This is a genomic window from Rhizomicrobium palustre, assembly GCF_011761565.1.
GTDB lineage: Bacteria > Pseudomonadota > Alphaproteobacteria > Micropepsales > Micropepsaceae > Rhizomicrobium > Rhizomicrobium palustre.
The window spans coordinates 3,319,971-3,339,950 of the sequence record NZ_JAASRM010000001.1 but is presented as its reverse complement, the minus strand read 5'-3'; the positions used below and the strand labels follow the sequence as shown (position 1 = coordinate 3,339,950).

The following is a 19,980-nucleotide window of genomic DNA, read 5'->3' as shown; positions in this document are numbered from 1 at the left end:
GGAGACGGCATCATGCGCTTTACCATTAAGACGAAGCTATCTTTAGCCTTTGGGCTAATTGCGATCATTATTTGCGCGATTTCCTGGCTTGGGGTCAGCAATCTTGCAGCCCAGAACGAAAATCTTACCGCCCTGATTTCAGGTCCTGTCGAACGTCTTTCGACAGCCAAAGAGATTAAGGTCGATCTGCTCGACTTGGTCCGCAACGAGAAGAATATCATTCTCGAGAACGACGATGCCAAGATGCGTGGCTACGACGAGAAGATCAACGCCCTGCGCGCCCAGCTCGATGGAGATATCGAGCATGGCTATAAGATCGCGAGCGAACGCGGCAAAGTTCTTTATCAGGAAATTCGCGCCAATTGGGAATTGTTCAAGCCGGTCGATGCGAAGCTGCGCGAGCTGGCACTGCAGAACAAAAATGCCGAGGCTGTCGCTCTGTCGGTCGGTGAAATCCGCAAATACAATAATGCGATCCTCGCCAAATCCGACGAAATCGTAGAAGTTGCCTCACAGGACATGAAAAACTCTGCCGAGGCGGCCGAAACCTCTTATCAAACGACCCGTTCCTTTCTTGTCGGCGGTGTTATTACAGCATTGATCCTGTCCATCGCCGCAGCCGCGTGGGTTATGATTTCAATCACCTCTGGCCTCAAGAAAATCAATCAGATGGCGCAAGCCGTTTCGATTGGCGATCTCGATCAGCATATCGAAGTCACCACCAATGACGAGATCAAAGATGTCGTAGATTCCGTCAATGTGATGACCAGCAATCTACGCAAGACCGCCACCATGGCCGATCAGATCGCGGCGGGCGATCTGATGGTGCAGCCCAAGCCGCTTTCCGAAAAGGATAAGCTCGGCCAGGCGCTGGAAAGCATGGTGGACCGCCTGCGCGGCGTCGTCGGCGATGCCATAGCAGCGGCCAACAACGTCTCTGCGGGCAGCCAGGAACTCTCCGCGACCGCCGAGCAGATGAGCGAAGGCGCCACCGAGCAAGCCAGTGCCGCCGAGCAGGCCAGCGCCTCGATGGAAGAGATGGCGGCCAACATCAAACAGAACGCCGATAATGCCAGCCAGACGGAAAAGATCTCCAAGCAATCAGCCAAGGATGCAGAAGCCTCGGGCGAAGCCGTCAGCAAGGCGGTGAGCGCGATGCAGACTATCGCCGAGAAAATCACTATCGTTCAGGAAATCGCACGCCAGACCGACCTTCTGGCCCTGAATGCGGCGGTGGAAGCTGCCCGTGCCGGCGAACATGGCAAAGGCTTTGCGGTGGTTGCCTCTGAGGTGCGCAAGCTCGCCGAGCGCAGTCAGACGGCAGCAACCGAAATCAGCGGTCTTTCCAGCGAAACCGTGAAAGCGGCGCGTACTGCTGGCGAAATGCTCGGCAAGCTGGTGCCGGATATTCACAAGACCGCCGAACTCGTCGCCGAGATCTCCGCGGCCTGCCGTGAACAGGATATCGGCGCCTCACAGATCAATGATGCCATCCAGCAGCTCGACAAGGTGACACAGCAGAACGCCTCGGCTTCAGAGCAGATGTCGGCCACCAGCGAGGAGCTGGCCTCGCAATCCGAGGAACTGCAGACCTCCATCGCCTATTTCCGCACCGACAGCAGCGCGGGCCACGCAAAAAACGCCGGTGCACAAGCCAAGAAACCGTCGGCGCCGCCTGCCCCGAAAGCTGGCAAAGGCCCTGCCCGGCAGCCCGCGAAACCCGGCCGCTCGAGCGTTGCCGACCAGCAAGCGCGTATCAAGGGCTTCGCCTTGGATCTCAACCAGCGTGACGCCGAGGATGACGGTTTTCGGGAGTATGCATAATGGCTGGGGATGAGAGCCAATACGTGACGCTGTGCTTGGGCGCGGAAGTTTTCGCGGTGCCGGTTTCGCTGGTACGCGAGATCCTGGATTACCGTGAATCTTTCCGCATCCCAGAGGGCCCCGACTATCTCATCGGTCTGATCGATGTGCGTGGACGCGGCGTTCCAGTGATCGACCTTCGGCGCAAGCTCGGCCTCAAGCCCGTCGAAATCGGCTTGGCGACGCGGATCATGGTTGTGGATGTCCCGCTTGGCGACCGGGTGTTGCCCCTTGGCTTGGTTGCAGACCGCGTGTTGGAAGTCGCGAATTTTTCCACCGAAGATCGCGATCCGGCCCCTGATGTCGGTGTGCCTTGGCGTTCCGAATATATCGAGGCGGTGGTGCGGCGAAACGGGTCCTTCGTCGTCATCTTCGACATGGCGCGGCTCTTAACGGCAAGCGAGGCCGCGCTCCTCGCAGCGGCGGCCTAAATGCTGGCGATGAGAACCCCACCCAGCTCGAGCGATACGGAAACGTCGTGGCCGTCGGAGCCGCTCAGTGAGCGGAACTTCCGGCGGATCGCCGAGATGATTGAGCAGACCTGCGGCATTCACATCACCGCAAAGAAGAAGACGCTGATTGAAGGGCGAATGCGGCGCCGGATGCGCCATCTCGGCATCACAAGCTTCAATGCCTATAGCAAGATCCTTCTCGAAGACGATCCAGATGGCGACGAGCTCGTGGATTTCATAGATGCCGTCACCACCAATAAGACGGACTTCTTTCGCGAGCCCAAGCATTTCGACTTCCTGCGCGACGTCTTATTCCCAAGATATATCGCGGAAGGCCGCCGGAGCGTGAAGTTTTGGAGCGCGGCGAGCTCGACGGGCGCGGAAGCTTATACTTTGGCGATGGTAGCGGAAAACGTCTTCGCGGGCAGCGTGGACTATTCCATCCTCGCCACGGATATCTGCACGGAGGTACTCGCGAAGGGCACGCTGGCGCTCTATCCCGATAGCATGATGGAACCGGTGCCGGAGGAATACCGCCGCCGTTATGTGCTGGTCGCCAAGGATCCCACCCGCCACGAATTCCGCGTCGCACCTCAGCTTCGCGGCAAGGTGCAGTTTCGCCAACTCAACCTTGTCAATGACAGCTATCCCTTCGAGCGCGATTACGATGTGATTTTTTTGCGCAATGTGCTGATTTACTTCGATCGCCTCACCCAAAGGCGCGTGCTGACCAAACTCGCCGAACATCTGCGGCCGGGCGGGCACCTCTTCCTGGGGCATTCCGAAACCTTGACCGGGGCGGGACTGCCGCTTGAGCAGGTCGCCAGCACCATTTTCGTCAGGCGATGAATATGCGCGACGAGAAGATAAAGGTACTGATCGTCGATGACTCCGCCACGGTGCGCCAGGGGCTCGCCGCGGTCTTGGAGAGCGATCCCCAGATCGCGGTCATCGGAACCGCATCAGATCCGTTTGTAGCGGCGCGCAAGCTTACCGAATTGGTTCCCGACGTCATCACGCTCGACGTCGAGATGCCGCGCATGGATGGGCTCACATTCCTCAAAAAGCTTATGAGCCAGCATCCCATTCCAGTGGTGATGTGCTCCTCGCTTGTAGAATCCGGTTCGCAAACGCTGCAACAGGCATTGGAATGCGGCGCCGTGGACGTGATCGTCAAACCGGCCATGGGCGTCGCCGCACACCTCGCCGAAGCACGAATCCAGATTTGCGACACCGTGAAAGCCGCGGCTCATGCCCGGCTAAAAGACCGCCCCCGCAAGTCACCACCACCACCGATCGAACCATCAAAAAAACTATCCGCCGATGTTATGCTACCGCCGCCCTCGACGCGCGCCCTCGCAAAAACGACGGCCAAGATTGTGTGCATCGGAGCTTCCACCGGTGGAACAGAATCCTTGCGGGATGTGCTCGAGGCGTTGCCCGCTTCGGCACCGGGAATTGTGGTCGTGCAACATATGCCAGAACATTTCACGACCTCGTTCGCCAAGCGTCTCAACGACCTCTGCGCGGTCGATGTCAAAGAGGCGGAGGATGGAGATGCCGTATTGCAGGGCCGCGTTCTGATCGCACCCGGCAATCGTCACGTTCTCCTCAAGCGTTGTGGCGCGCGCTATGAAGTGGAAGTCAAGGATGGGCCGCTGGTCTCCCGTCACCGCCCCTCCGTAGATGTACTATTCCGCTCGGCGGCTGCCTATGCGGGCTCCAATGCGGTTGGGGTCATCATGACCGGTATGGGCGACGACGGCGCACGCGGGCTTCAGGAAATGAAGCAGTCCGGCGCGATCACAATTGCACAAGACGAAGCCACATCTGTGGTTTTCGGAATGCCGAAGGAAGCTATCGCGCGCGGCTGCGTGGATCGCATCGTCCCCCTCCATTCCATTGCCCAGGAAATCCTGAAAGCCGCAGCGCGTCCCGTACACGCCACCTAGAACATTTCCGGAGAAGCACTATGGCGTTCTTGAACTGGTCTCAAAGCTTCAGCGTTGGGGTCAAGGCCTTTGACGACGAGCATAAGGGGCTAATGGCCATCATTAACGAGCTGCACGACAAGCTCCAAGCGGGTAAGGGAAAGGACGTCTTGGCCAGCATTCTGGACAAGCTTATCCGCTATACAGTGGAACATTTCCAGCACGAGGAAGCCGAACTGAAACGCCTCGGCTATCCGAAATTTCGCGAGCATCAGGCCCAACATGAAAAGCTAAAGGTGAAGGTGACTGAGTTCCGCAATCGCCTCACCATCGGCTACAATGGCCTCATCGCAATCGAGATGATGAAGTTCCTCAAAAGCTGGCTTGAGCAGCATATTCTGCACGACGACAAGGCCTATGGAAACCATCTCAATAGCAAGGGGCTGCACTGAAGCGCCCACCATGCCGCTTGTAAAATGGACCAGCAGTTTAAGTGTCGGTGTGTATGTGTTCGACGTGGAACACATGCAGCTCTTCACGCTGGTGAACGATTTTTATGAATCCATTCTGGCGGGCGTGGACAAACAAGCAATCCGGGTCATTCTCAACGGCTTGCATGCCTATGCCGAGCGCCATTTCGCGCATGAAGAAGAGTTCTTCGATGTCTGCCGCTACAAGAAAGCGGCTGAACATAGAATGGAGCACGCGCGACTACTCGTAGAGCTCGAAGCCTTTCGAAATGAGCTGCTGGATGGCGACATCAACAGCATCATTGTCAATCTGAGTGACTTTCTGGTGACGTGGTCCACCCACCACACGCTCAGCCACGATCGCGAATTCTGTGCCGAGCTGCGCAAAATCGGTATCCGCTAGGATTTGAGCCAGACATAGATTGCGGGGATCACCAGCACCGTAAGCAAGGTCGATGAGATCAGACCAAACAGCAGCGAAATCGCGAGGCCCTGAAAAATCGGGTCCGACAGGATCGTTGTCGCGCCGATCATTGCCGCCAGCGCGGTGAGGAGAATGGGCCGGAAGCGCGTCGCGCCTGCATCCAAGAGTACCTCGCGCAAGGGCTTATCGCCATGCTGGCCATGGCGGATGAAATCCACCAGAAGGATAGAATTGCGCACAATGATGCCCGCGAGCGCGATAAAGCCGATCATCGACGTCGCCGTAAAGGGCGCTCCGAAAAGAAGATGGCCGATAACAATGCCGATCAAAGTGAGCGGCACCGGCGTCAGGATCACCAGCGGCAGCTTGAACGAGCCGAACTGCGCCACCACCAGGATGTAAATTCCTAACAGCGCCACACCGAAGGCCGCGCCCATATCGCGGAAGGTGACATAGGTGACTTCCCATTCGCCGTCCCACAGCAAGGACGGCTTTGTTTCATCCGCCGGCTGACCATGCAACAGGATTTGCGGCGGCGGCAGGCCCTTCCAATCATGGCGCTTGATCAGATCGTTGACTGCGCCCATGCCATAGACCGGCGCTTCATATTGGCCCGCCAGCTCCGCCGTTACCATATCGGCATAATGCATATCGCGGCGGAAAATGGTCGGCGAACCGGGCTCGCGGATGATGCGCACGACATCTCCAAGCTCCACCACCGCCTTGTTGCCGGGAATGGCATTGGCAGGAATAGGTGTGGATTCAAGCTTGCGCGTCCAGGCAAGGTCATCTTTGGGCAGGCGCACCACGATCTTCATGGGGTCGCGCTCTTCGCCGCGATGGGAATAGCCAACCGCCTGCCCGCCCAACAGCGCCTTCAGCGTGTCATAGACATCGCTTTGCTCGACGCCGAAATATTCCAGCTTGTCCTGATCAATGGTGATGCGGAGGCGTGGGCGCGGATCGCCATAGGAATCGTCGACATCCACGATATAGGGCACGGATTTGAAGAGCATCTTCACCTCCTCCGACACTGCACGGCGTGTTTTGGAATCCGGGCCATAGATTTCGGCGAGTAGCGTCGCCAGCACTGGCGGGCCAGGCGGCACTTCCACGACTTTCAATACGGTGCCTGACGGCAGCTTCAGGCTTTCTAATTGGCGGCGCAGATCGAGCGCGATGACATGGCTTGCGCGTTTGCGGTCGGATTTATCGGCCAAATTGACCTGCAGCTCGCCCAGCTCCGGCTTATCGCGCAAATAGGAATGGCGCACCAGACCGTTGAAATTGAACGGCGCAGGTGTTCCCGCATAGGCCTGAATGGAGGTCACTTCCGGCAGCTTCTGCGTGATGGCGGCAGCCTGAAACAAAACCCGCGACGTATCTTCCACGCTGGCGCCTTCTGGCAGATCGACCATCACCGAAAGCTCGGATTTATTGTCGAACGGCAGCAGCTTCACCGTCACGGTCTTGGTGGCGAAGAGCGTACAGACCAGAACGGTCGCGACCGCGACATAGAGAAGGAATTTCTTGGCGTTCTCGCGCGAGGAAATGATCGGCCCCGCCACACGGCGATACATTCGCCCTATCGCGCCTTCACCATGCGCCGCATCATGGGCGCCAGATTTTTCACCGGAAAGTTTCAGCAAGGCCCAAGGCGCCACCACCATGGCGACAAAGAAGGAGAATAGCATCGCCGCCGAGGCATTGGCGGGAATGGGCGCCATATAAGGGCCCATCATGCCGGAGACGAACATCATCGGCAGCAGTGCAGCAATTACTGTGAGGGTTGCGACGATAGTGGGATTGCCAACCTCGGCCACAGCGGCAATAGCCGCCTCACGCCGCGAGCGCCCATCGCGCATGCCCCAATGGCGGGCGATATTCTCGATCACCACAATGGCATCGTCGACCAGAATGCCGATGGAGAAGATGAGCGCGAACAGGCTCACACGGTTGATGGTGTAGCCCATCAGATTGGCCGCGAAGAGCGTGAGCAGGATCGTGGTAGGAATGACGATCAGCGTCACCGCCGCCTCGCGCCAGCCCACCACAAAGCCGATCAGAAACACGATGGAAACCGTCGCCAGCCCCAGATGGAAGAGAAGCTCATTGGCTTTGTCGTTGGCGGTCTTGCCATAATCGCGGGTGACTTCGGCATTGATATCGGCGGGGATCAAGGTCTTGCGCAGATGATCCGTGCGCTGAATGAGCTGCTCCGATACCACCACCGCATTGGCGCCCTGGCGCTTGGCAAAGGCGATCGACACCGCCGGTGCCGTCGACCAGTTCTTGCCCTGACGCGTGATCGACCAGACATGATGCTCAGCCGGGCTTGGCCCCATAATCACCTTGGCGACATCGCGAACATAAACCGGGCGGCCATCGCGTGTGGTAACCAGCAGCAGACCGATATCAGGCACGCCATTCAGCGTCTTGCCCGCCACCGCTTCCACCATGCGGCCCTGGTCCCGCAATTGCCCAGCGAGGAAGGAGCGATTGGCGCCTTGGATCTTGGCTTCGAGCTGCTGCAGGGTGATGCCATAGAGCGCCAGCTTTTCGGGATCTGGCTCGACAGAAATTTCGTCCGCCGCACCACCTTGGATATAGGTCAGCCCAACATTGTCGACCTTGGCAAGTTCGGCCTGCACTTTTCCGGCAAGGGTATAAAGGTCTTTCTCGTTCCAGCGCGCGGCGGCCTCGGGCTTTGGCGACAGCGTGAGCACTTCCACCGCCACATCGTTGATCCCCCGCCCCACCATCAAGGGCTCCGGAATGCCGAGCGGCAAGCGGTCGTAATTGGCGCGCACCTTGGCTTGCACGCGCACAATGGCATCGTCTTCCTTGGTGCCAGTAAGAAAGCGGGCCGTCACCACCACACGATCATCCACCGTCTGGCTATAGACATGCTCGACACCGGGAATGGCCTTGACGATTTCTTCCAGCGGCTTGGTGACCAGCTCTGCCGCGTCGGGCGCCTTCAGCCCGTCGGCGGCGACGAAAATATCCACCATCGGCACGCTGATCTGCGGCTCCTCCTCACGCGGGATAGCGATCACGGCGATCAGCCCGAAAATCACCGCCGCCATCAAGAACAGCGGGGTCAAAGGCGAGCCGATAGCTGCCTTGGTCAGCGCGCCGGAAAGCCCAAGTTTCATGGCAGGATCTTATCGCCAGCGTGAAGGCCGGAAAGAACTTCAATGCTGTCCGGCTTACCCGGACGGTGCAGGGATTGCCCACGCTGGATCGGGATTTCCATCACCGCGCCCTTGGCCCAAAGCTGCACGGTATCCATGCCCGAACGGGTTTTCACAAGACTGGCCGGAATCACAAAAGCCCAACGCTGGCCCGCACTCACCCAGACCCGCACGCGCTCGTTGACAAAATAATCGCCCAGCATGGCCACCGAAGCATCGGCCACGACATGACCATTGTCGATCTCAGGATAAATGAGCTTGATGGTGCCAAAGCTGGGCCCGCTGAGCCCGATATCGCTGCCATCGAGGCGCACGGGCTGCCCCACCTTGATATCGCGGGCATGGCGTTCCGGGATTTTCAGGCGCAAGACGAAATCGCCCTGCGCCACCGTCGCCACCGTGTCGCCCGGCATCAGCACGGTTCCCGCGGTGACGGGCACCGTGATCACGCGACCGGTTTGCGGCGCCAGCACCGCGCCCTCCACCGATTGCTGCTGCACCACGGCTTTCTGGGCAGCGTAGGCATTCACATTGGATTGGGCGACATTGAGCGCGGTCTTGGCCTGATCATAAGCGCTTTTGGAGATCGCGTTGGCGGCCATCAAGCGCTGGGCGCGGTCCCAATCGGTTTTGGCCTGAGCGTATTGCGCCTGCGCGGCGGCCACTTGCGCGCCATAGGAACTCGCCTGCAGCCCGAGTTTCTTGTCACTGACCAGCGCGATCACCTGGCCTTGTTCGACATGATCGCCCTGACGCACTTTCAACTCGACAATCGTGCCGCCAATGCGCGCGCGGGCGGGCACGACATTGGCCGATTGCACGGTGGCGAAGACCGCTTTCTCATCGGCCACGCTGACCGGCTGCACCAAAAAAGTTTTAGGCGGCGGTGGCGGCGGTGGGGTTTGCGGCGCGCCAAAGCCAAAGAAGGCCATGATGCCGGAAAAAATGTTCATCGCCGCCCCCAAGACAGTTTAGCGCTCGACCGGAAGTCCCGCCGCGATCCAAGCCTGAATGCCGCCCTTCATATGGGTGTCGACCGTAACGCCAGCCGCCTGACAGGCCGCAACCGCTTTGGCCGACCGCCCGCCGATGCCGCAATGAAAGACGACAGGCTTGCCGGACGGATTGGGCAAGGCGTGCGGATCAAATTGCGAGAGCGGAAACAGCGTGGCACCTTTGATATGCGCGGCGGCATATTCATTGGCCTCACGTACATCGATCAGGGTGATGGCATCCTTGGAAAGAAGATCGGCAATCTCTGACGGCGACAATTCTTTCAAACTCATCGGCAAATTCCCTTGCGCATCGGTCTGTATATTAGATACATCTAATATATTGTCAAGCACTCCAGGGAGAATGACAATGAACATCGACAAGGCCGTCTTTATCTTTGCGGGATTGGTGATACTGGCCGGACTGAGCTTGGGGCTACTCGTGCATCCCTACTGGTTCGCCCTCACCGCCTTCGCCGGGTTGAATATGATCCAGGCCGCCTTCACCGGCTTCTGTCCGGCGGCGATGATTTTCAAAGCCTTGGGCCTCAAACCCGGCCCCGCCTTCGGCGGCTAAGCCTGAGTGTCTGCATCAACAATTTTTGGTGATGAATTCCACAACAATAATCTGTTGGATTGATGGACACGTATCCGCCAATTGTGCAGAGTGTTCAGTGTGGAAATTATCATGCGCCCTGCCGCCATCGATGCTCCGGCCCCCTTTCTGGGCCATTTTTTCAAATATATTCCGGGACTTGGCGTAGCCGGGGCGGTGGTGGCGCTGGCCTATGGCTTGCGCAATGTGCCGGGGTTTTCGGTGCTGAGCCCGATGATCCTGGCAATCCTGCTGGGGATGATGTTCCACAATCTGGTCGGCACGCCTGCCCGCGCCAAGCCCGGGGTGAAGTTCGCCATGCGCCACATCCTGCGCTTTGCGGTGGCGCTGTTGGGGCTGCAGTTGACGACCCAGCAACTGGCGGAAGTCGGCCTGACCGGGGTCGCCATCATTGCCGCCACGCTGGGCAGCACCTTCATCCTCACCAAATGGCTGGGCAAGATGCTGGGAGTCGAACAACGGCTGGCCGAATTGATCGCGGCCGGCACCTCCATCTGCGGCGCCTCTGCGGTGGTGGCCGTCAATACCGTGACCGAGGCTCATGACGAAGACGTGGCTTACGCGGTGGCTTGCGTCACCATCTTCGGCACGGTGGCGATGTTCGTTTACCCGCTGCTGCCAAGCCTTTTGCATCTCGGCCCGCAAGGGTTCGGGCTTTGGGCTGGCGCCTCCATCCATGAAGTGGCGCAAGTCGTGGCCGCGTCCTTCCAGGACGGCAAAGCGGCGGGCGAATTCGGCACCATCGCCAAGCTGGCCCGCGTCGGCATGCTCGCCCCTGTGGTGATGGTCCTCGCCATGCTCGCCGCCCGCCGTTCCTCCTCTCATAAGGCGAGCACGGTTTCGCTGCCCGGCTTTGTGACCGGCTTCGTTTTTCTGGTGCTGTTCAACAGCGCCGTGCCTTTCCCGGCAAGCTGGCATCATGGCATTGCGGTGCTGACGACCATCCTGTTGTCTATCGCGCTTGCCGCCTTGGGCCTGGAAACCGATATCCGCAAGCTGGCCGAAAAAGGCTTCCATCCAATGCTTTTGGGTGCAGTATCCTCTCTATTCATCGCTTGTTTCAGCCTCTTTTTGGTGGAAACCTTCGCCGGATGACTCTCGAACAACTCCGCATCTTCGTCGCCGTGGCCGAGCGCCAGCATGTAACCGCCGCCGCCACGGCGCTGGGCCTCACCCAATCGGCGGCAAGCGCGGCCATTGCCAATCTCGAAGCGCAATACGGCTTGAAACTTTTCGATCGCGTTGGGCGCGGCATAGCCTTGACCGAAGATGGAGCAAGCTTCCTCAAAGAAGCGCGCGCCGTGCTCTATCGCGCTGCGGCTGCGGAAGATGCCTTTCACGATCTCGGAAAATCCGTGCGCGGAACATTGCGCATTGCCGCCAGCCAAACCGCGGGCACCTATTGGCTGCCGGGCAAGCTCATCGATTTTCGCCTCGCCTATCCCGACGTGGCGCTGGACTGCTGCATCGGCAACACCGAACAAGTCGCTGCCGCGGTGCATGAGGGCGCCGCCCAGCTTGGCTTCATCGAAGGGGAAATTTCCGACGCCGCCCTGACGACCCGGGTGGTCGCCGAAGATAAGCTACTCCTGGTGGTTGGCGCCGCGCATCCCTGGGCGGGCCGCAAAATCCCTGTGACGGCCGAGGAGTTGCGTGAGACGGCCTGGGTCTTGCGCGAAAAAGGCTCGGGGACGCGGGCCCTGTTCGATACGCTGCTGGAACGCGCAAAGCTTGATCCGGCGGCATTTCAAGTGCTGATGGAGCTGCCCTCCAACGAAGCCATCTCCTCAGCCGTTTCGACCGGCCTTGCCGCCTCCATTCTGTCCACCTCCGCCGTGGTGGCGGGGCTTGAGGCGGGTCTTTTGGCAGCCGTCCCTTGTGAGCTGCCGGAACGCAACTTCTATCTCGTCACCCACAAAAGCCGCCAGCTCAGCCGCAGCGCCGAAGCGTTCCTGATCTGCGCCAAGATTAGTGATGCGGCTTCGCAGAGAGAGCGATAAGTTTCCAATCGTTCTTCGCCTCGGCGGTACCCGCAAAATAGAAATCGTTTCCGATATAGCCAATTAGAACGATCTTTTGTGCAGCCGGACAGGTCACGCTCAAAGCGCCGCGCAATCCCCCCAGGAAGACCTCAATCTTGCTGACCTGAGAGAGAAACACCTCTTGCGAGGCAGCGCGCAGGGCATAGTGCATTTCCTGCTTGCACATCTGCCCCACCGGCTCGAATGCCTTCATGGCAATGTCGGGCGAGTCCATGAAAAGACGCTCGCCGCCCGCCTCCGCAGCACAGAGCGGCAGAACGGCTAAACCCACCACCAGCAAGCTCCGCCGCGCCGTATGCCAAAGACAAGATACCAAGCTACACCTTTTGCGTGGTCCAGGTGCCATCGGGATTCATGCAGGAACGGGTCACTTCTCTCTGATCTCCGCCAGACCTCATCGACACGGTTTGCTGCGTCGTCCGGCAAATTCCTGTCGCCGCGAGCTTGCGATGCTTGATCGTACCCGCCTCCGCCACCACGACGGCAGCCCTACTGACAGGCTTGCGCTCCGACTGAAGAGCAGATGGCGGTACAAATCCCTTACTGACGCCGTTCACACCGACCAAGTACCACTTGCCATCCTTTGCCTGGCCGAAAACGTCGATCTTGTCGCCCTTGCCGAGCGCGGTGACCGGACGGTACTTGTCTTCGGGTCCGCTGCGCACAATCGTGTCCGAAATAACCGAATAATTTCCGGCCACCATGATGAGGTCCGGCATTACTTCGATCTTGGATTCGTCGACAGCAACATCTAGCGTCGTGGCTTGATTTTCTTCAGAAAGGACCTGCGTTTCACCGGTAGCTTTTGTGCCCTCCCACCGGGTGGATTGCCCGGAATACAGAGCATCCAATCGCGATTGACGATAGCGCTCGCAGTCCTCACGATCCAGGCTGTTGCCGATCAGCCCACCGACCGATGCCCCGGCAAGGCCGCCAATCAAGGCGTTCTGCGCGGCGTTCTTGCCCCCGGCAAGCCCACCAATCAGTGCCCCAAGCAGCAGACCGACGACAGCACCAGTCGTTGTCTTATGCGCGGTGCATTCGTTGCTGCCGTCATCTCCCTGCTGCGTTGCTTCCGGCGTATCCTGTGCAAAGGCAGGGCTTGTCTGCGCCGAAATCAGCATGGCTCCAAGAACCAGGCACTCAACGGCCTTTACAGCCCTTCGTGTGAAAGACGGATTCATATCTGCCCCCAAAAGGTTTAAGTCAGCCTGACGCGGAGCTTTATCGCTCCAGCTGTAATTAATTGTCCCGATTGTACCTCTGCTTTTGCACCCGCTTTCAGCGGAAGTCCGTCAAGCGACGTGCCGTTCAGGGAGTTTTCGTCACTGACAAAAAGTTTCCCGTCGAGGAATTCCAGGCTGAAATGTTGCCGGGAAACACTGCTTTCCGACAAAGCGAATTTCTCCTGCGGCGGCTCACGGCCAATCACCACCGGGCCCAAGGCCAGATCGCCAGGAAGGATGCGAATGGCGACCTGATCGTCGCTTCCCACAAGCTCGACCACAGGAATGCCTTCGGTGCTGCCAAGCGCAATCGTGGCAGCGCGAATGGCACGCGTCTTCGCATGCATCGAACCCGAGACTGGTTCCGGTGCCGCCGGCGCGGGCGTCACGACAATCTGCGGCGCCCCCGAAGACCGTGAGCGCTGTAAGGCGATGAATGCGCCGCAAGCGAGCAAGACCACCACGCCGCCAGCGATCATCAGGAGATTGGATGAGGAACCGCCCGACGATTTCACCAGCTCAGCCGCTACAGCGGGAGCGCTCGCCTGAACGGGCGCAGCGGGCACTTTGGCCGCGCTCTGTACCACGCCATTTCTGCACGGTTCCGCAGAGATCGAGGTTACTGGCACCTCGCGCTGCTTGAGTATCTCCAGCAGTTCGCTGATCGCCGAGGCATAATTGATATGGGGTGAGGCTGAGGTGGCTTGTGAGAGATTGCCGTTCCCATCACGCACGAGAACCTGATTGCTCACATTGCGCTGCGTGTTCACGCCGATAACGCGCCGACACGAATCCAGCAACGGGCCGCCGCTATCGCCCGGGCTGAGGGTTGCGCTGTGCTGGATAATTTGGAGCGGCCGTGATCCTGTATCCCAAGTGGATAGAATTTGGCGGCTAAACGCGCCATTGGTGACCGTAGCGACGGACTTGATATCATACCCTTTGAAGTCGTTGCGCTCAGCATCGCCGGGATAGCCAATCGCCAGAACTTCATCCCCCGGGTTTGGCAAAGCTGTGCTAATCACCACCGGTGCAACATTGTGCAGGCCGTTGGTTTGGATGATCGCCAAATCCAGGCTTTCCGATGTCCACACAACCTCCGCATTGGGATGCAGCCATGTGTCTTCAACGACATTCATAAGCTGCCCATCGGGGTTGACGAAGATATGCGCTCGGCTCGGGATGAGCGCATCCGCGATCACATGCCGGTTGGTGATCACGACACCATTCGCGTTGATCAAAAAGCCGCTACCTGTGACCGTCCTGAAATTCTTGGCTTTCGACGCAATTACGATGACCTGGACAACGCCTTTATTGACGTCAGCTCCAGTCGCAACCGCTTCAGCGTTCAAACTCAGAGAATTATTTGCGCCAAGGGCCCCAAGGACAGCGAAGATTGCGACACCCAGACAAAAGCTGGCTCTGCAAAAGCTGCCCATCCAATGACGAACCATATCCCCTCCACCCCATACTGAATCTATTCAGTTTGCACCGACTGTTGCTTGAAATAGTCGAAGAAATATACGCTGAATGGAAAATAAAAAAGCGCGAACTTTAGCGCAAATTTATTATCACTACTTATGTTTATTAGGAGCACTCTAGAAAATGCTCAAATCTTTATCTCCCGGCGCTGTTGTTGGGGAATACCGCCTTGAGCGCACACTCGGCGGCGGCGGATTTGGTATCACCTATCTTGCTCATGACTTAAAACTCGACAGACAAGTGGCAATTAAAGAGTACTTCCCGGATCGGCGGGTAACACGTGACCCTCAGGGCTGTGTTGCGCCAATATCCGATAATGCTGCTCTGCTTAGAGAATTCGAGCTTGGCCGCGAGACGTTTCTCACTGAGGGACGAACGCTGGCGAAGGTGGACCACCCGAATACGGTTCGCGTTATCACCTTTTTGGAAGACCGCAATACGGCCTATCTGGTGATGGAATATGTAGAAGGATTATCACTTGCTGATTATATCGAGCAGCAAGGCGTCCTGAATGCCAGCCAGATGTTGGCCATACTCGATCCCCTGAGCAAAGGGGTAAAGGCCGTACACGATGTCGGCGTCCTGCATTGCGATATCAAGCCAGAGAACATTCTTTTACGGCGAGATGGATCGCCAGTATTGATCGATTTTGGTGCCGTCCGAATGATCACCGACAGCGACCATTCCCTCTCTGCCACTGTCGTGACGCCGGGCTATGCTGCAAAAGAGCTGTACAGCACCTCAACCCAAAAAGGTCCGTATACAGACCTTTATTCACTAGCTGCCGTTGCATTCAGCTGCCTGACCGGCACCGCACCGCCGGAAGCGACACAGCGCGACGCCGCCAATTTCCTTCCCCTATCCAAGGAGGTTAGGTCCAAAGCGCCTAGCCACGTAATCGAGGCCATTGAATGGGGCCTGGCGCAAGATCCTGCGCAGCGCCCGAGTTCCATCGCAGCGTGGCGAGCCGTACTTCTGGGCGATGGAAAGCGCGCCCGCACAACATCGCGAAAAGCATCAACCGCTTTGAAGCTCCCTTCGCTGTCTATCCAAATACACAGGCCCAACTTATCCGTCTTCCCCATAACTATAGCGGCGGGTGCGATCGTATTGCTGGTGGGCCTCATCCTAGTCGGCGAAAACGTGATGGATGCAAGGCCCAGCCAGACAGCAGCGAGACCCTCCCTCAAACCTGCCGAAACATCTGTTGTGGATAATTCGGCCGCTGAAAAAAAAGACTTTTTAACTGCGGAAGAAATTGGTGCCCCTGAAGCCTACGCGATTTATCTGCGACTGCATCCCAACGGTAGCCACCGCGATCTCGCCCTGGCGCGGAGCTCTGGCCTGCAATGACAAATGCAAAAACCAATATCACGACCGAAGCCACAGCCTCGCAATGGATTGGCCGGCGGCAGCAGCAAGAAGACTCGCTTTTGCTGCGTGCAACTAAGCGTTCCGCCGCAATATTCCTATCGGATGGCATGGGCGGCCATCGGGGCGGCGCGATTGCCAGTAAAATTATCTGTGCCGAGCTTTGCAAACACCTGCGGCGCGCTGAGGCCTGGGATAAGACCGCGATGCGCCGAGCCATTGACGCCGCGCACACCGCCCTCTCTATCAAAGCCGCGCATACCGGATTGCGCGATATGGGAGGGACAGCCCTGGCCGTGCGAACCGACGGGCAGTCGCTCTATTGGGTTAGTATCGGCGACTCCCCACTTTATCTTATTCATCGTGGACAACTCACCCGCTTAAACGCAGATCACTCTTGCGCGCCGATCCTGGACGAGATGGTACGCCGAGGAGAAATGTCCGAAGCTGCGGCCAATGCCGATTCAAGGCGAAGTGCACTCCGAAGCGTGGTGTCTGTGCAGCCGATCGGGTTGGTGGATTACGGGTGCAGGCCAGCGCTTCTTGAACCCGGTGACATCGTGATCGCCGCGTCCGACGGTATCGCAACACTTGAAGAGGACGTCGTTATCCAGGAAGCCATGGCGAGCACCACGGCAAGCCATTTGTGCACCGACCTGCTTAAAGGGGTCAAAGCCAGGAACTTGCCCGATCAAGACAATGTTTCACTCGGCGTCATTTATGTGAAACGAGTGCGGCTATGGTTCGGGTAGCGCGAAACTGCACCGAATTCTTCGCCTAAGTTCGAGGCCGCCCGTATTTTAGGCGCTGCATAGACTGCAGATGCCATCTTTCTTTCCCGGGCCGCTTCCGCGAAAATGCGCCCGCCCAGGACGACTCAGAGATGGCGCGACCGGCACCCTTGCGGGGCTCGCGGGCGCGCGCCAGAAATGGGAGAGATGGGCAGAGGGAAACCGCCAAAAAGCGGGAATAACCCTCTGATTTCAAAGAGATGGTGACGTTTTGCTACTGCTTATCGATAACTACGACAGCTTCACCTATAACCTCTTCCACTACCTGGGGCAGCTTGGCGCCGAGGTGGAGGTCAAGCGCAATGACGAGCTTACGGTAGATGAGGCCCTGAGCCTGAAACCTGAAGCTGTGGTGCTGTCGCCCGGCCCCTGCACGCCCAATGAGGCGGGCATCTGCTGCGGCCTGATCGAAAAGGCCAATGGCAGCCTGCCGATCCTGGGCGTCTGCCTCGGCCATCAGTCGATTGGCCAAGTCTATGGCGGCAAAGTCGTGCGCGCGCCAGAGCCGATGCATGGCAAGCTCTCCCATATCCGCCACACGGGAAAAAGCGTCTTCAAGGGCCTCAACAACGATTTCGTGGCGACGCGCTATCACTCGCTCACCATCGCGCCGGAAAGCATGCCCGATTGCCTCGAAGCTACCGCTTGGTCGGAGGACGGCGTCATCCAAGGCGTGATGCACAAGACCCATCCCGTGCATGGCGTGCAGTTCCATCCCGAAAGTATTGCTTCCGAGAACGGCCATGCCCTGCTGCAAAACTTCTTGAATCTGGCGAAAGCGGCATGACCAGCTTCGGCACGATTTTGAAGCGCGTCGCAGCGGGCGAAATTCTCGATGCGGAGACGGCGGCAGAAGCTTTTCACGCCATTCTCAAAGGCGAAGCGGGCGATGTGCAGATGGGGGCCTTCCTCGCCGCCATCGCGGTGCGCAAACCTGCCGTAGATGAAGTCGTCGGCGCCGTGACCGCGATGCGCGCGGCAATGACTCGCGTAAAGGCGCCCGCCGATGCGATGGATCTGGTCGGCACCGGTGGCGATGGGCTTTCCACGCTCAACATTTCCAGCGCCGCGAGTTTCGTGGTCGCCGCAGCGGGCGTGAACGTCGCCAAGCACGGCAACCGCAACATGACCTCGCGTTCCGGCGCCGCCGATGTGCTGGAAGCCTTGGGCGTGAAGGTGGAAGTGACGCCGGAAGCCGCCACCATCTGCATCGAAGAGACGGGCCTGTGCTTTCTCTTCGCGCAAGGCTTTCATCCGGCGATGCGCTATGTCACGCCGGTACGCCGCGCGCTTGGCTTTCGCACCATCTTCAATCTGATCGGCCCGCTTTCGAACCCCGCAGGCGCCAAGCGGCAATTGCTCGGCGTTTACGCGCGTGATCTTTTGGAGCCCGTCGCAAAAGTACTCGCCGCCCATGGTGCCGAAAAAGCCTTTGTGGTGCATGGCGCCGAAGGCCTGGATGAGATTTCGATTTCCGGCGAGACCTATGTCACCGCGCTGGAGAACGGCGAGACGCGCTCCTTTGTGATCGTGCCGGAAGATGCGGGCCTGCCGCGTTGGCCGATCGAAGCCGTCAAAGGCGGCGATGCGCCGGAGAATGCCGCCGCCCTCACCCGCCTCTTGAACGGTGAAAAAGGCGCTTACCGCGATATCGTGCTGCTCAACTCCGCTGCGGCCCTGATGGTGGCCGACAAGGCGGGCGATTTGCGCGAGGGCGTCGATATCGCTGCCAAAATGATCGACAGCGGCGCCGCCAAAGCGGTACTGCAAAAGCTCATCACAGTGTCCAACGGGTGCCCATGAACATCCTCGACAAGATCGCCGCCTATAAACGCGAGGAAGTGGCGCGCGCCAAAGAGGCGATCCCGCTGGCCGAAATTGAAACTTGTGCCCGCGCCGCCGATCCCGTGCGCGGTTTCAAATCGGCCCTGGTCCGGGCCCGGGTGGAAAACCGCTATGGGCTGATCGCCGAGATCAAGAAGGCGAGCCCCTCCAAGGGCCTTATCCGCGCCGATTTCGATCCTCCGCTGCTCGCCAAAGCCTATGCCGAGGGCGGCGCGAGCTGTCTTTCCATCCTCACCGATACGCCCTCCTTCCAAGGCGCGCCGGAGTTCCTCATCGCCGCCCGCGAGGCCGTCGACCTGCCCGTCCTGCGCAAGGATTTCATGCTCGACACTTATCAGGTGGCCGAAGCGCGGGCCTGGGGTGCCGATGCCATCCTCATCATTATGGCGATGGTGGACGACGCCCTCGCCGCCGATCTGCAAGCTGTCGCTTCCGCCTATGGCATGGACGCGCTGGTGGAAGTGCATAACGAGGAAGAGCTGGAACGCGCCCTGAAGCTTGGCGCCAGTATGGTCGGCGTCAACAATCGCGATCTGAAAACCTTTGTCACCGACATCGCTGTGACCGAGCGGCTGGCTCCCCTCGTCCCCGCCGACAAGCTGCTGGTCGCCGAAAGCGGCCTTTCCTCCCGCGAGGATCTGAAGCGCCTCAAATCAGGCGCGGGTGTTTCGACCTTCCTGATCGGCGAAACCCTGATGCGCCAGACGGATGTGGCGGCTGCTACCCGTGCGTTGATCGGAAGCTCATCCTGGTAGATAGTCCCTGCCCAACAGACCGGCGGGGAACCGGCAAGTTTAGGGCGGATGATGAACAACCTCACCCATCTCGATGAAAATGGCGCCGCGCGCATGGTGGATGTGTCGGCCAAAGACACCACCGAGCGCGAAGCCAGCGCCGAAGCGGTGATCCTGCTGTCGCCGGAAGCCTTCGATGCAGTCGCCTCCGATGAAGCCCCCAAAGGTGATGTGCTGGCGGCAGCCCGCATCGCCGGGATCATGGCGGCGAAGAAAACCTCGGACCTCATTCCGCTCTGCCATGCCTTACCGCTCTCCAAAGCCGAAATCGCCTTTGAGCCCTTGGCCGACAAGAACGCGATCAAGATCACCGCAACCGTGAAAACCGTGGCGCGCACAGGCGTCGAGATGGAAGCTTTGACCGCTGCCTCCATCGCCGCGCTGACGATTTACGATATGACCAAAGCCATCGATAAAGGCGCAGTGATTGAGGGTGTGCGGCTGCTGGCGAAATCCGGCGGCAAGAGCGGTGCCTTCACCGCCC

Annotated in this window: 20 protein-coding genes and 1 pseudogene; 15 read left to right on the top strand and 6 right to left on the bottom strand. The window is 58.9% G+C overall.

The features are described 5' to 3' along the window. The first annotated feature begins 12 nt into the window (after nt 1-12). Genes FHS83_RS14770 through FHS83_RS14745 form a run of 6 tightly spaced genes read left to right on the top strand, consistent with a single transcriptional unit; the run spans nt 13 to nt 5,119 of the window. Nucleotides 13-1,824, top strand: a complete 1,812-nt coding sequence (locus FHS83_RS14770) for a methyl-accepting chemotaxis protein (protein ID WP_167083703.1) — start codon at nt 13-15, stop codon at nt 1,822-1,824. Continuing rightward, nucleotides 1,824-2,294, top strand: coding sequence for a chemotaxis protein CheW (locus tag FHS83_RS14765; RefSeq protein WP_167083702.1), 471 nt, complete (start codon nt 1,824-1,826; stop codon nt 2,292-2,294). Before FHS83_RS14770 ends, FHS83_RS14765 begins: the two co-directional genes overlap by 1 nt. After that, nucleotides 2,295-3,164 (top strand): CheR family methyltransferase, encoded by an 870-nt coding sequence (locus FHS83_RS14760; RefSeq protein ID WP_208414847.1) that lies wholly within the window; start codon nt 2,295-2,297, stop codon nt 3,162-3,164. Nucleotides 3,165-3,166: 2 nt separating this feature from the next. Beyond that, entirely contained in the window at nt 3,167-4,267 is a 1,101-nt protein-coding gene (locus tag FHS83_RS14755; protein ID WP_208414845.1) for a protein-glutamate methylesterase/protein-glutamine glutaminase, read from the top strand. A gap of 20 nt (nt 4,268-4,287) precedes the next feature. After that, nucleotides 4,288-4,698 (top strand): bacteriohemerythrin, encoded by a 411-nt coding sequence (locus tag FHS83_RS14750; protein ID WP_167083700.1) that lies wholly within the window; start codon nt 4,288-4,290, stop codon nt 4,696-4,698. A 10-nt stretch (nt 4,699-4,708) separates the two neighbouring features. After that, entirely contained in the window at nt 4,709-5,119 is a 411-nt protein-coding gene (locus FHS83_RS14745) for a bacteriohemerythrin (RefSeq protein WP_167083699.1), read from the top strand. Here the strand turns inward: FHS83_RS14745 and FHS83_RS14740 are convergent. The 3 genes from FHS83_RS14740 to FHS83_RS14730 are packed head-to-tail and all read right to left on the bottom strand — an operon-like array spanning nt 5,116 to nt 9,623. Beyond that, nucleotides 5,116-8,298, bottom strand: a complete 3,183-nt coding sequence (locus FHS83_RS14740; protein ID WP_167083698.1) for an efflux RND transporter permease subunit — start codon at nt 8,296-8,298, stop codon at nt 5,116-5,118. The two genes, FHS83_RS14745 and FHS83_RS14740, sit on opposite strands and share 4 nt — an antisense overlap. Then, complete coding sequence (locus FHS83_RS14735; RefSeq protein WP_167083697.1) at nt 8,295-9,290, bottom strand: efflux RND transporter periplasmic adaptor subunit; 996 nt, start codon at nt 9,288-9,290, stop codon at nt 8,295-8,297. Before FHS83_RS14735 ends, FHS83_RS14740 begins: the two co-directional genes overlap by 4 nt. An 18-nt stretch (nt 9,291-9,308) precedes the next feature. Then, nucleotides 9,309-9,623 carry a rhodanese-like domain-containing protein gene (locus FHS83_RS14730; RefSeq protein WP_167083696.1) on the bottom strand — a complete coding sequence of 105 codons (315 nt, stop codon included), beginning with the start codon at nt 9,621-9,623 and terminating at the stop codon, nt 9,309-9,311. 76 nt (nt 9,624-9,699) lie between these two features. Between FHS83_RS14730 and FHS83_RS14725 the strand changes: the two genes are divergently transcribed. The 3 genes from FHS83_RS14725 (at nt 9,700) to FHS83_RS14715 (ending at nt 11,945) form a co-directional block, all read left to right on the top strand. Next, a complete protein-coding gene (locus FHS83_RS14725) occupies nt 9,700-9,906 on the top strand; it encodes a YgaP family membrane protein (protein ID WP_167083695.1) in 207 nt (68 codons plus the stop codon). Nucleotides 9,907-10,017: 111 nt separating this feature from the next. Continuing rightward, nucleotides 10,018-11,040: a YeiH family protein gene (locus tag FHS83_RS14720; RefSeq protein WP_167083694.1), complete on the top strand. Its 1,023-nt coding sequence runs from the start codon at nt 10,018-10,020 to the stop codon at nt 11,038-11,040. Beyond that, nucleotides 11,037-11,945, top strand: a complete 909-nt coding sequence (locus FHS83_RS14715; RefSeq protein ID WP_167083693.1) for a LysR family transcriptional regulator — start codon at nt 11,037-11,039, stop codon at nt 11,943-11,945. The genes FHS83_RS14720 and FHS83_RS14715 overlap by 4 nt, the downstream gene beginning before the upstream one ends. Here FHS83_RS14715 and FHS83_RS14710 read toward each other — a convergent pair. The 3 genes from FHS83_RS14710 to FHS83_RS14700 all read right to left on the bottom strand — a co-directional run bounded on the left by FHS83_RS14710 (nt 11,914) and on the right by FHS83_RS14700 (nt 14,667). Then, entirely contained in the window at nt 11,914-12,261 is a 348-nt protein-coding gene (locus tag FHS83_RS14710) for a hypothetical protein (RefSeq protein WP_167083692.1), read from the bottom strand. The genes FHS83_RS14715 and FHS83_RS14710 overlap by 32 nt on opposite strands. Nucleotides 12,262-12,304: 43 nt before the next feature. Further along, nucleotides 12,305-13,111, bottom strand: a complete 807-nt coding sequence (locus FHS83_RS14705) for a YMGG-like glycine zipper-containing protein (RefSeq protein WP_167083691.1) — start codon at nt 13,109-13,111, stop codon at nt 12,305-12,307. 77 nt (nt 13,112-13,188) lie between these two features. Then, nucleotides 13,189-14,667 (bottom strand): trypsin-like peptidase domain-containing protein, encoded by a 1,479-nt coding sequence (locus FHS83_RS14700; protein ID WP_167083690.1) that lies wholly within the window; start codon nt 14,665-14,667, stop codon nt 13,189-13,191. A gap of 151 nt (nt 14,668-14,818) precedes the next feature. On the opposite strand from FHS83_RS14700, the gene FHS83_RS14695 reads away from it, so the two are divergent. The 6 genes and pseudogenes from FHS83_RS14695 to moaC all read left to right on the top strand — a co-directional run. Continuing rightward, nucleotides 14,819-16,048 carry a serine/threonine-protein kinase gene (locus FHS83_RS14695; protein ID WP_167083689.1) on the top strand — a complete coding sequence of 410 codons (1,230 nt, stop codon included), beginning with the start codon at nt 14,819-14,821 and terminating at the stop codon, nt 16,046-16,048. Further along, nucleotides 16,045-16,818 carry a PP2C family protein-serine/threonine phosphatase gene (locus tag FHS83_RS14690; protein WP_167083688.1) on the top strand — a complete coding sequence of 258 codons (774 nt, stop codon included), beginning with the start codon at nt 16,045-16,047 and terminating at the stop codon, nt 16,816-16,818. Before FHS83_RS14695 ends, FHS83_RS14690 begins: the two co-directional genes overlap by 4 nt. 250 nt (nt 16,819-17,068) lie before the next feature. Beyond that, the gene (locus FHS83_RS14685; RefSeq protein WP_167083687.1) at nt 17,069-17,644 is read left to right on the top strand and encodes an anthranilate synthase component II; all 576 of its coding nucleotides are present in this window, start codon (nt 17,069-17,071) and stop codon (nt 17,642-17,644) included. Then, nucleotides 17,641-18,660, top strand: coding sequence for an anthranilate phosphoribosyltransferase (trpD, locus tag FHS83_RS14680; protein WP_167083686.1), 1,020 nt, complete (start codon nt 17,641-17,643; stop codon nt 18,658-18,660). Before FHS83_RS14685 ends, trpD begins: the two co-directional genes overlap by 4 nt. Continuing rightward, complete coding sequence (trpC, locus tag FHS83_RS14675) at nt 18,657-19,457, top strand: indole-3-glycerol phosphate synthase TrpC (RefSeq protein WP_167083685.1); 801 nt, start codon at nt 18,657-18,659, stop codon at nt 19,455-19,457. Before trpD ends, trpC begins: the two co-directional genes overlap by 4 nt. 51 nt (nt 19,458-19,508) lie before the next feature. Next, nucleotides 19,509-19,979: pseudogene (gene moaC, locus FHS83_RS19520) on the top strand (cyclic pyranopterin monophosphate synthase MoaC); the annotation flags it as partial. Between the last annotated feature and the right edge of the window lies 1 nt (nt 19,980).

Bases quoted from the DNA above. Each gene is read 5' to 3' on its own strand.
- FHS83_RS14770 (WP_167083703.1), top strand. From the start codon at position 13: ATGCGCTTTACCATTAAGACGAAGCTATCTTTAGCCTTTGGGCTAATT.
- FHS83_RS14765 (WP_167083702.1), top strand. From the start codon at position 1,824: ATGGCTGGGGATGAGAGCCAATACGTGACGCTGTGCTTGGGCGCGGAA.
- FHS83_RS14760 (WP_208414847.1), top strand. From the start codon at position 2,295: ATGCTGGCGATGAGAACCCCACCCAGCTCGAGCGATACGGAAACGTCG.
- FHS83_RS14755 (WP_208414845.1), top strand. From the start codon at position 3,167: ATGCGCGACGAGAAGATAAAGGTACTGATCGTCGATGACTCCGCCACG.
- FHS83_RS14750 (WP_167083700.1), top strand. From the start codon at position 4,288: ATGGCGTTCTTGAACTGGTCTCAAAGCTTCAGCGTTGGGGTCAAGGCC.
- FHS83_RS14745 (WP_167083699.1), top strand. From the start codon at position 4,709: ATGCCGCTTGTAAAATGGACCAGCAGTTTAAGTGTCGGTGTGTATGTG.
- FHS83_RS14740 (WP_167083698.1), bottom strand. From the start codon at position 8,298: ATGAAACTTGGGCTTTCCGGCGCGCTGACCAAGGCAGCTATCGGCTCG.
- FHS83_RS14735 (WP_167083697.1), bottom strand. From the start codon at position 9,290: ATGAACATTTTTTCCGGCATCATGGCCTTCTTTGGCTTTGGCGCGCCG.
- FHS83_RS14730 (WP_167083696.1), bottom strand. From the start codon at position 9,623: ATGAGTTTGAAAGAATTGTCGCCGTCAGAGATTGCCGATCTTCTTTCC.
- FHS83_RS14725 (WP_167083695.1), top strand. From the start codon at position 9,700: ATGAACATCGACAAGGCCGTCTTTATCTTTGCGGGATTGGTGATACTG.
- FHS83_RS14720 (WP_167083694.1), top strand. From the start codon at position 10,018: ATGCGCCCTGCCGCCATCGATGCTCCGGCCCCCTTTCTGGGCCATTTT.
- FHS83_RS14715 (WP_167083693.1), top strand. From the start codon at position 11,037: ATGACTCTCGAACAACTCCGCATCTTCGTCGCCGTGGCCGAGCGCCAG.
- FHS83_RS14705 (WP_167083691.1), bottom strand. From the start codon at position 13,111: ATGCTGATTTCGGCGCAGACAAGCCCTGCCTTTGCACAGGATACGCCG.
- FHS83_RS14700 (WP_167083690.1), bottom strand. From the start codon at position 14,667: ATGGTTCGTCATTGGATGGGCAGCTTTTGCAGAGCCAGCTTTTGTCTG.
- FHS83_RS14695 (WP_167083689.1), top strand. From the start codon at position 14,819: ATGCTCAAATCTTTATCTCCCGGCGCTGTTGTTGGGGAATACCGCCTT.
- FHS83_RS14690 (WP_167083688.1), top strand. From the start codon at position 16,045: ATGACAAATGCAAAAACCAATATCACGACCGAAGCCACAGCCTCGCAA.
- trpD (WP_167083686.1), top strand. From the start codon at position 17,641: ATGACCAGCTTCGGCACGATTTTGAAGCGCGTCGCAGCGGGCGAAATT.
- trpC (WP_167083685.1), top strand. From the start codon at position 18,657: ATGAACATCCTCGACAAGATCGCCGCCTATAAACGCGAGGAAGTGGCG.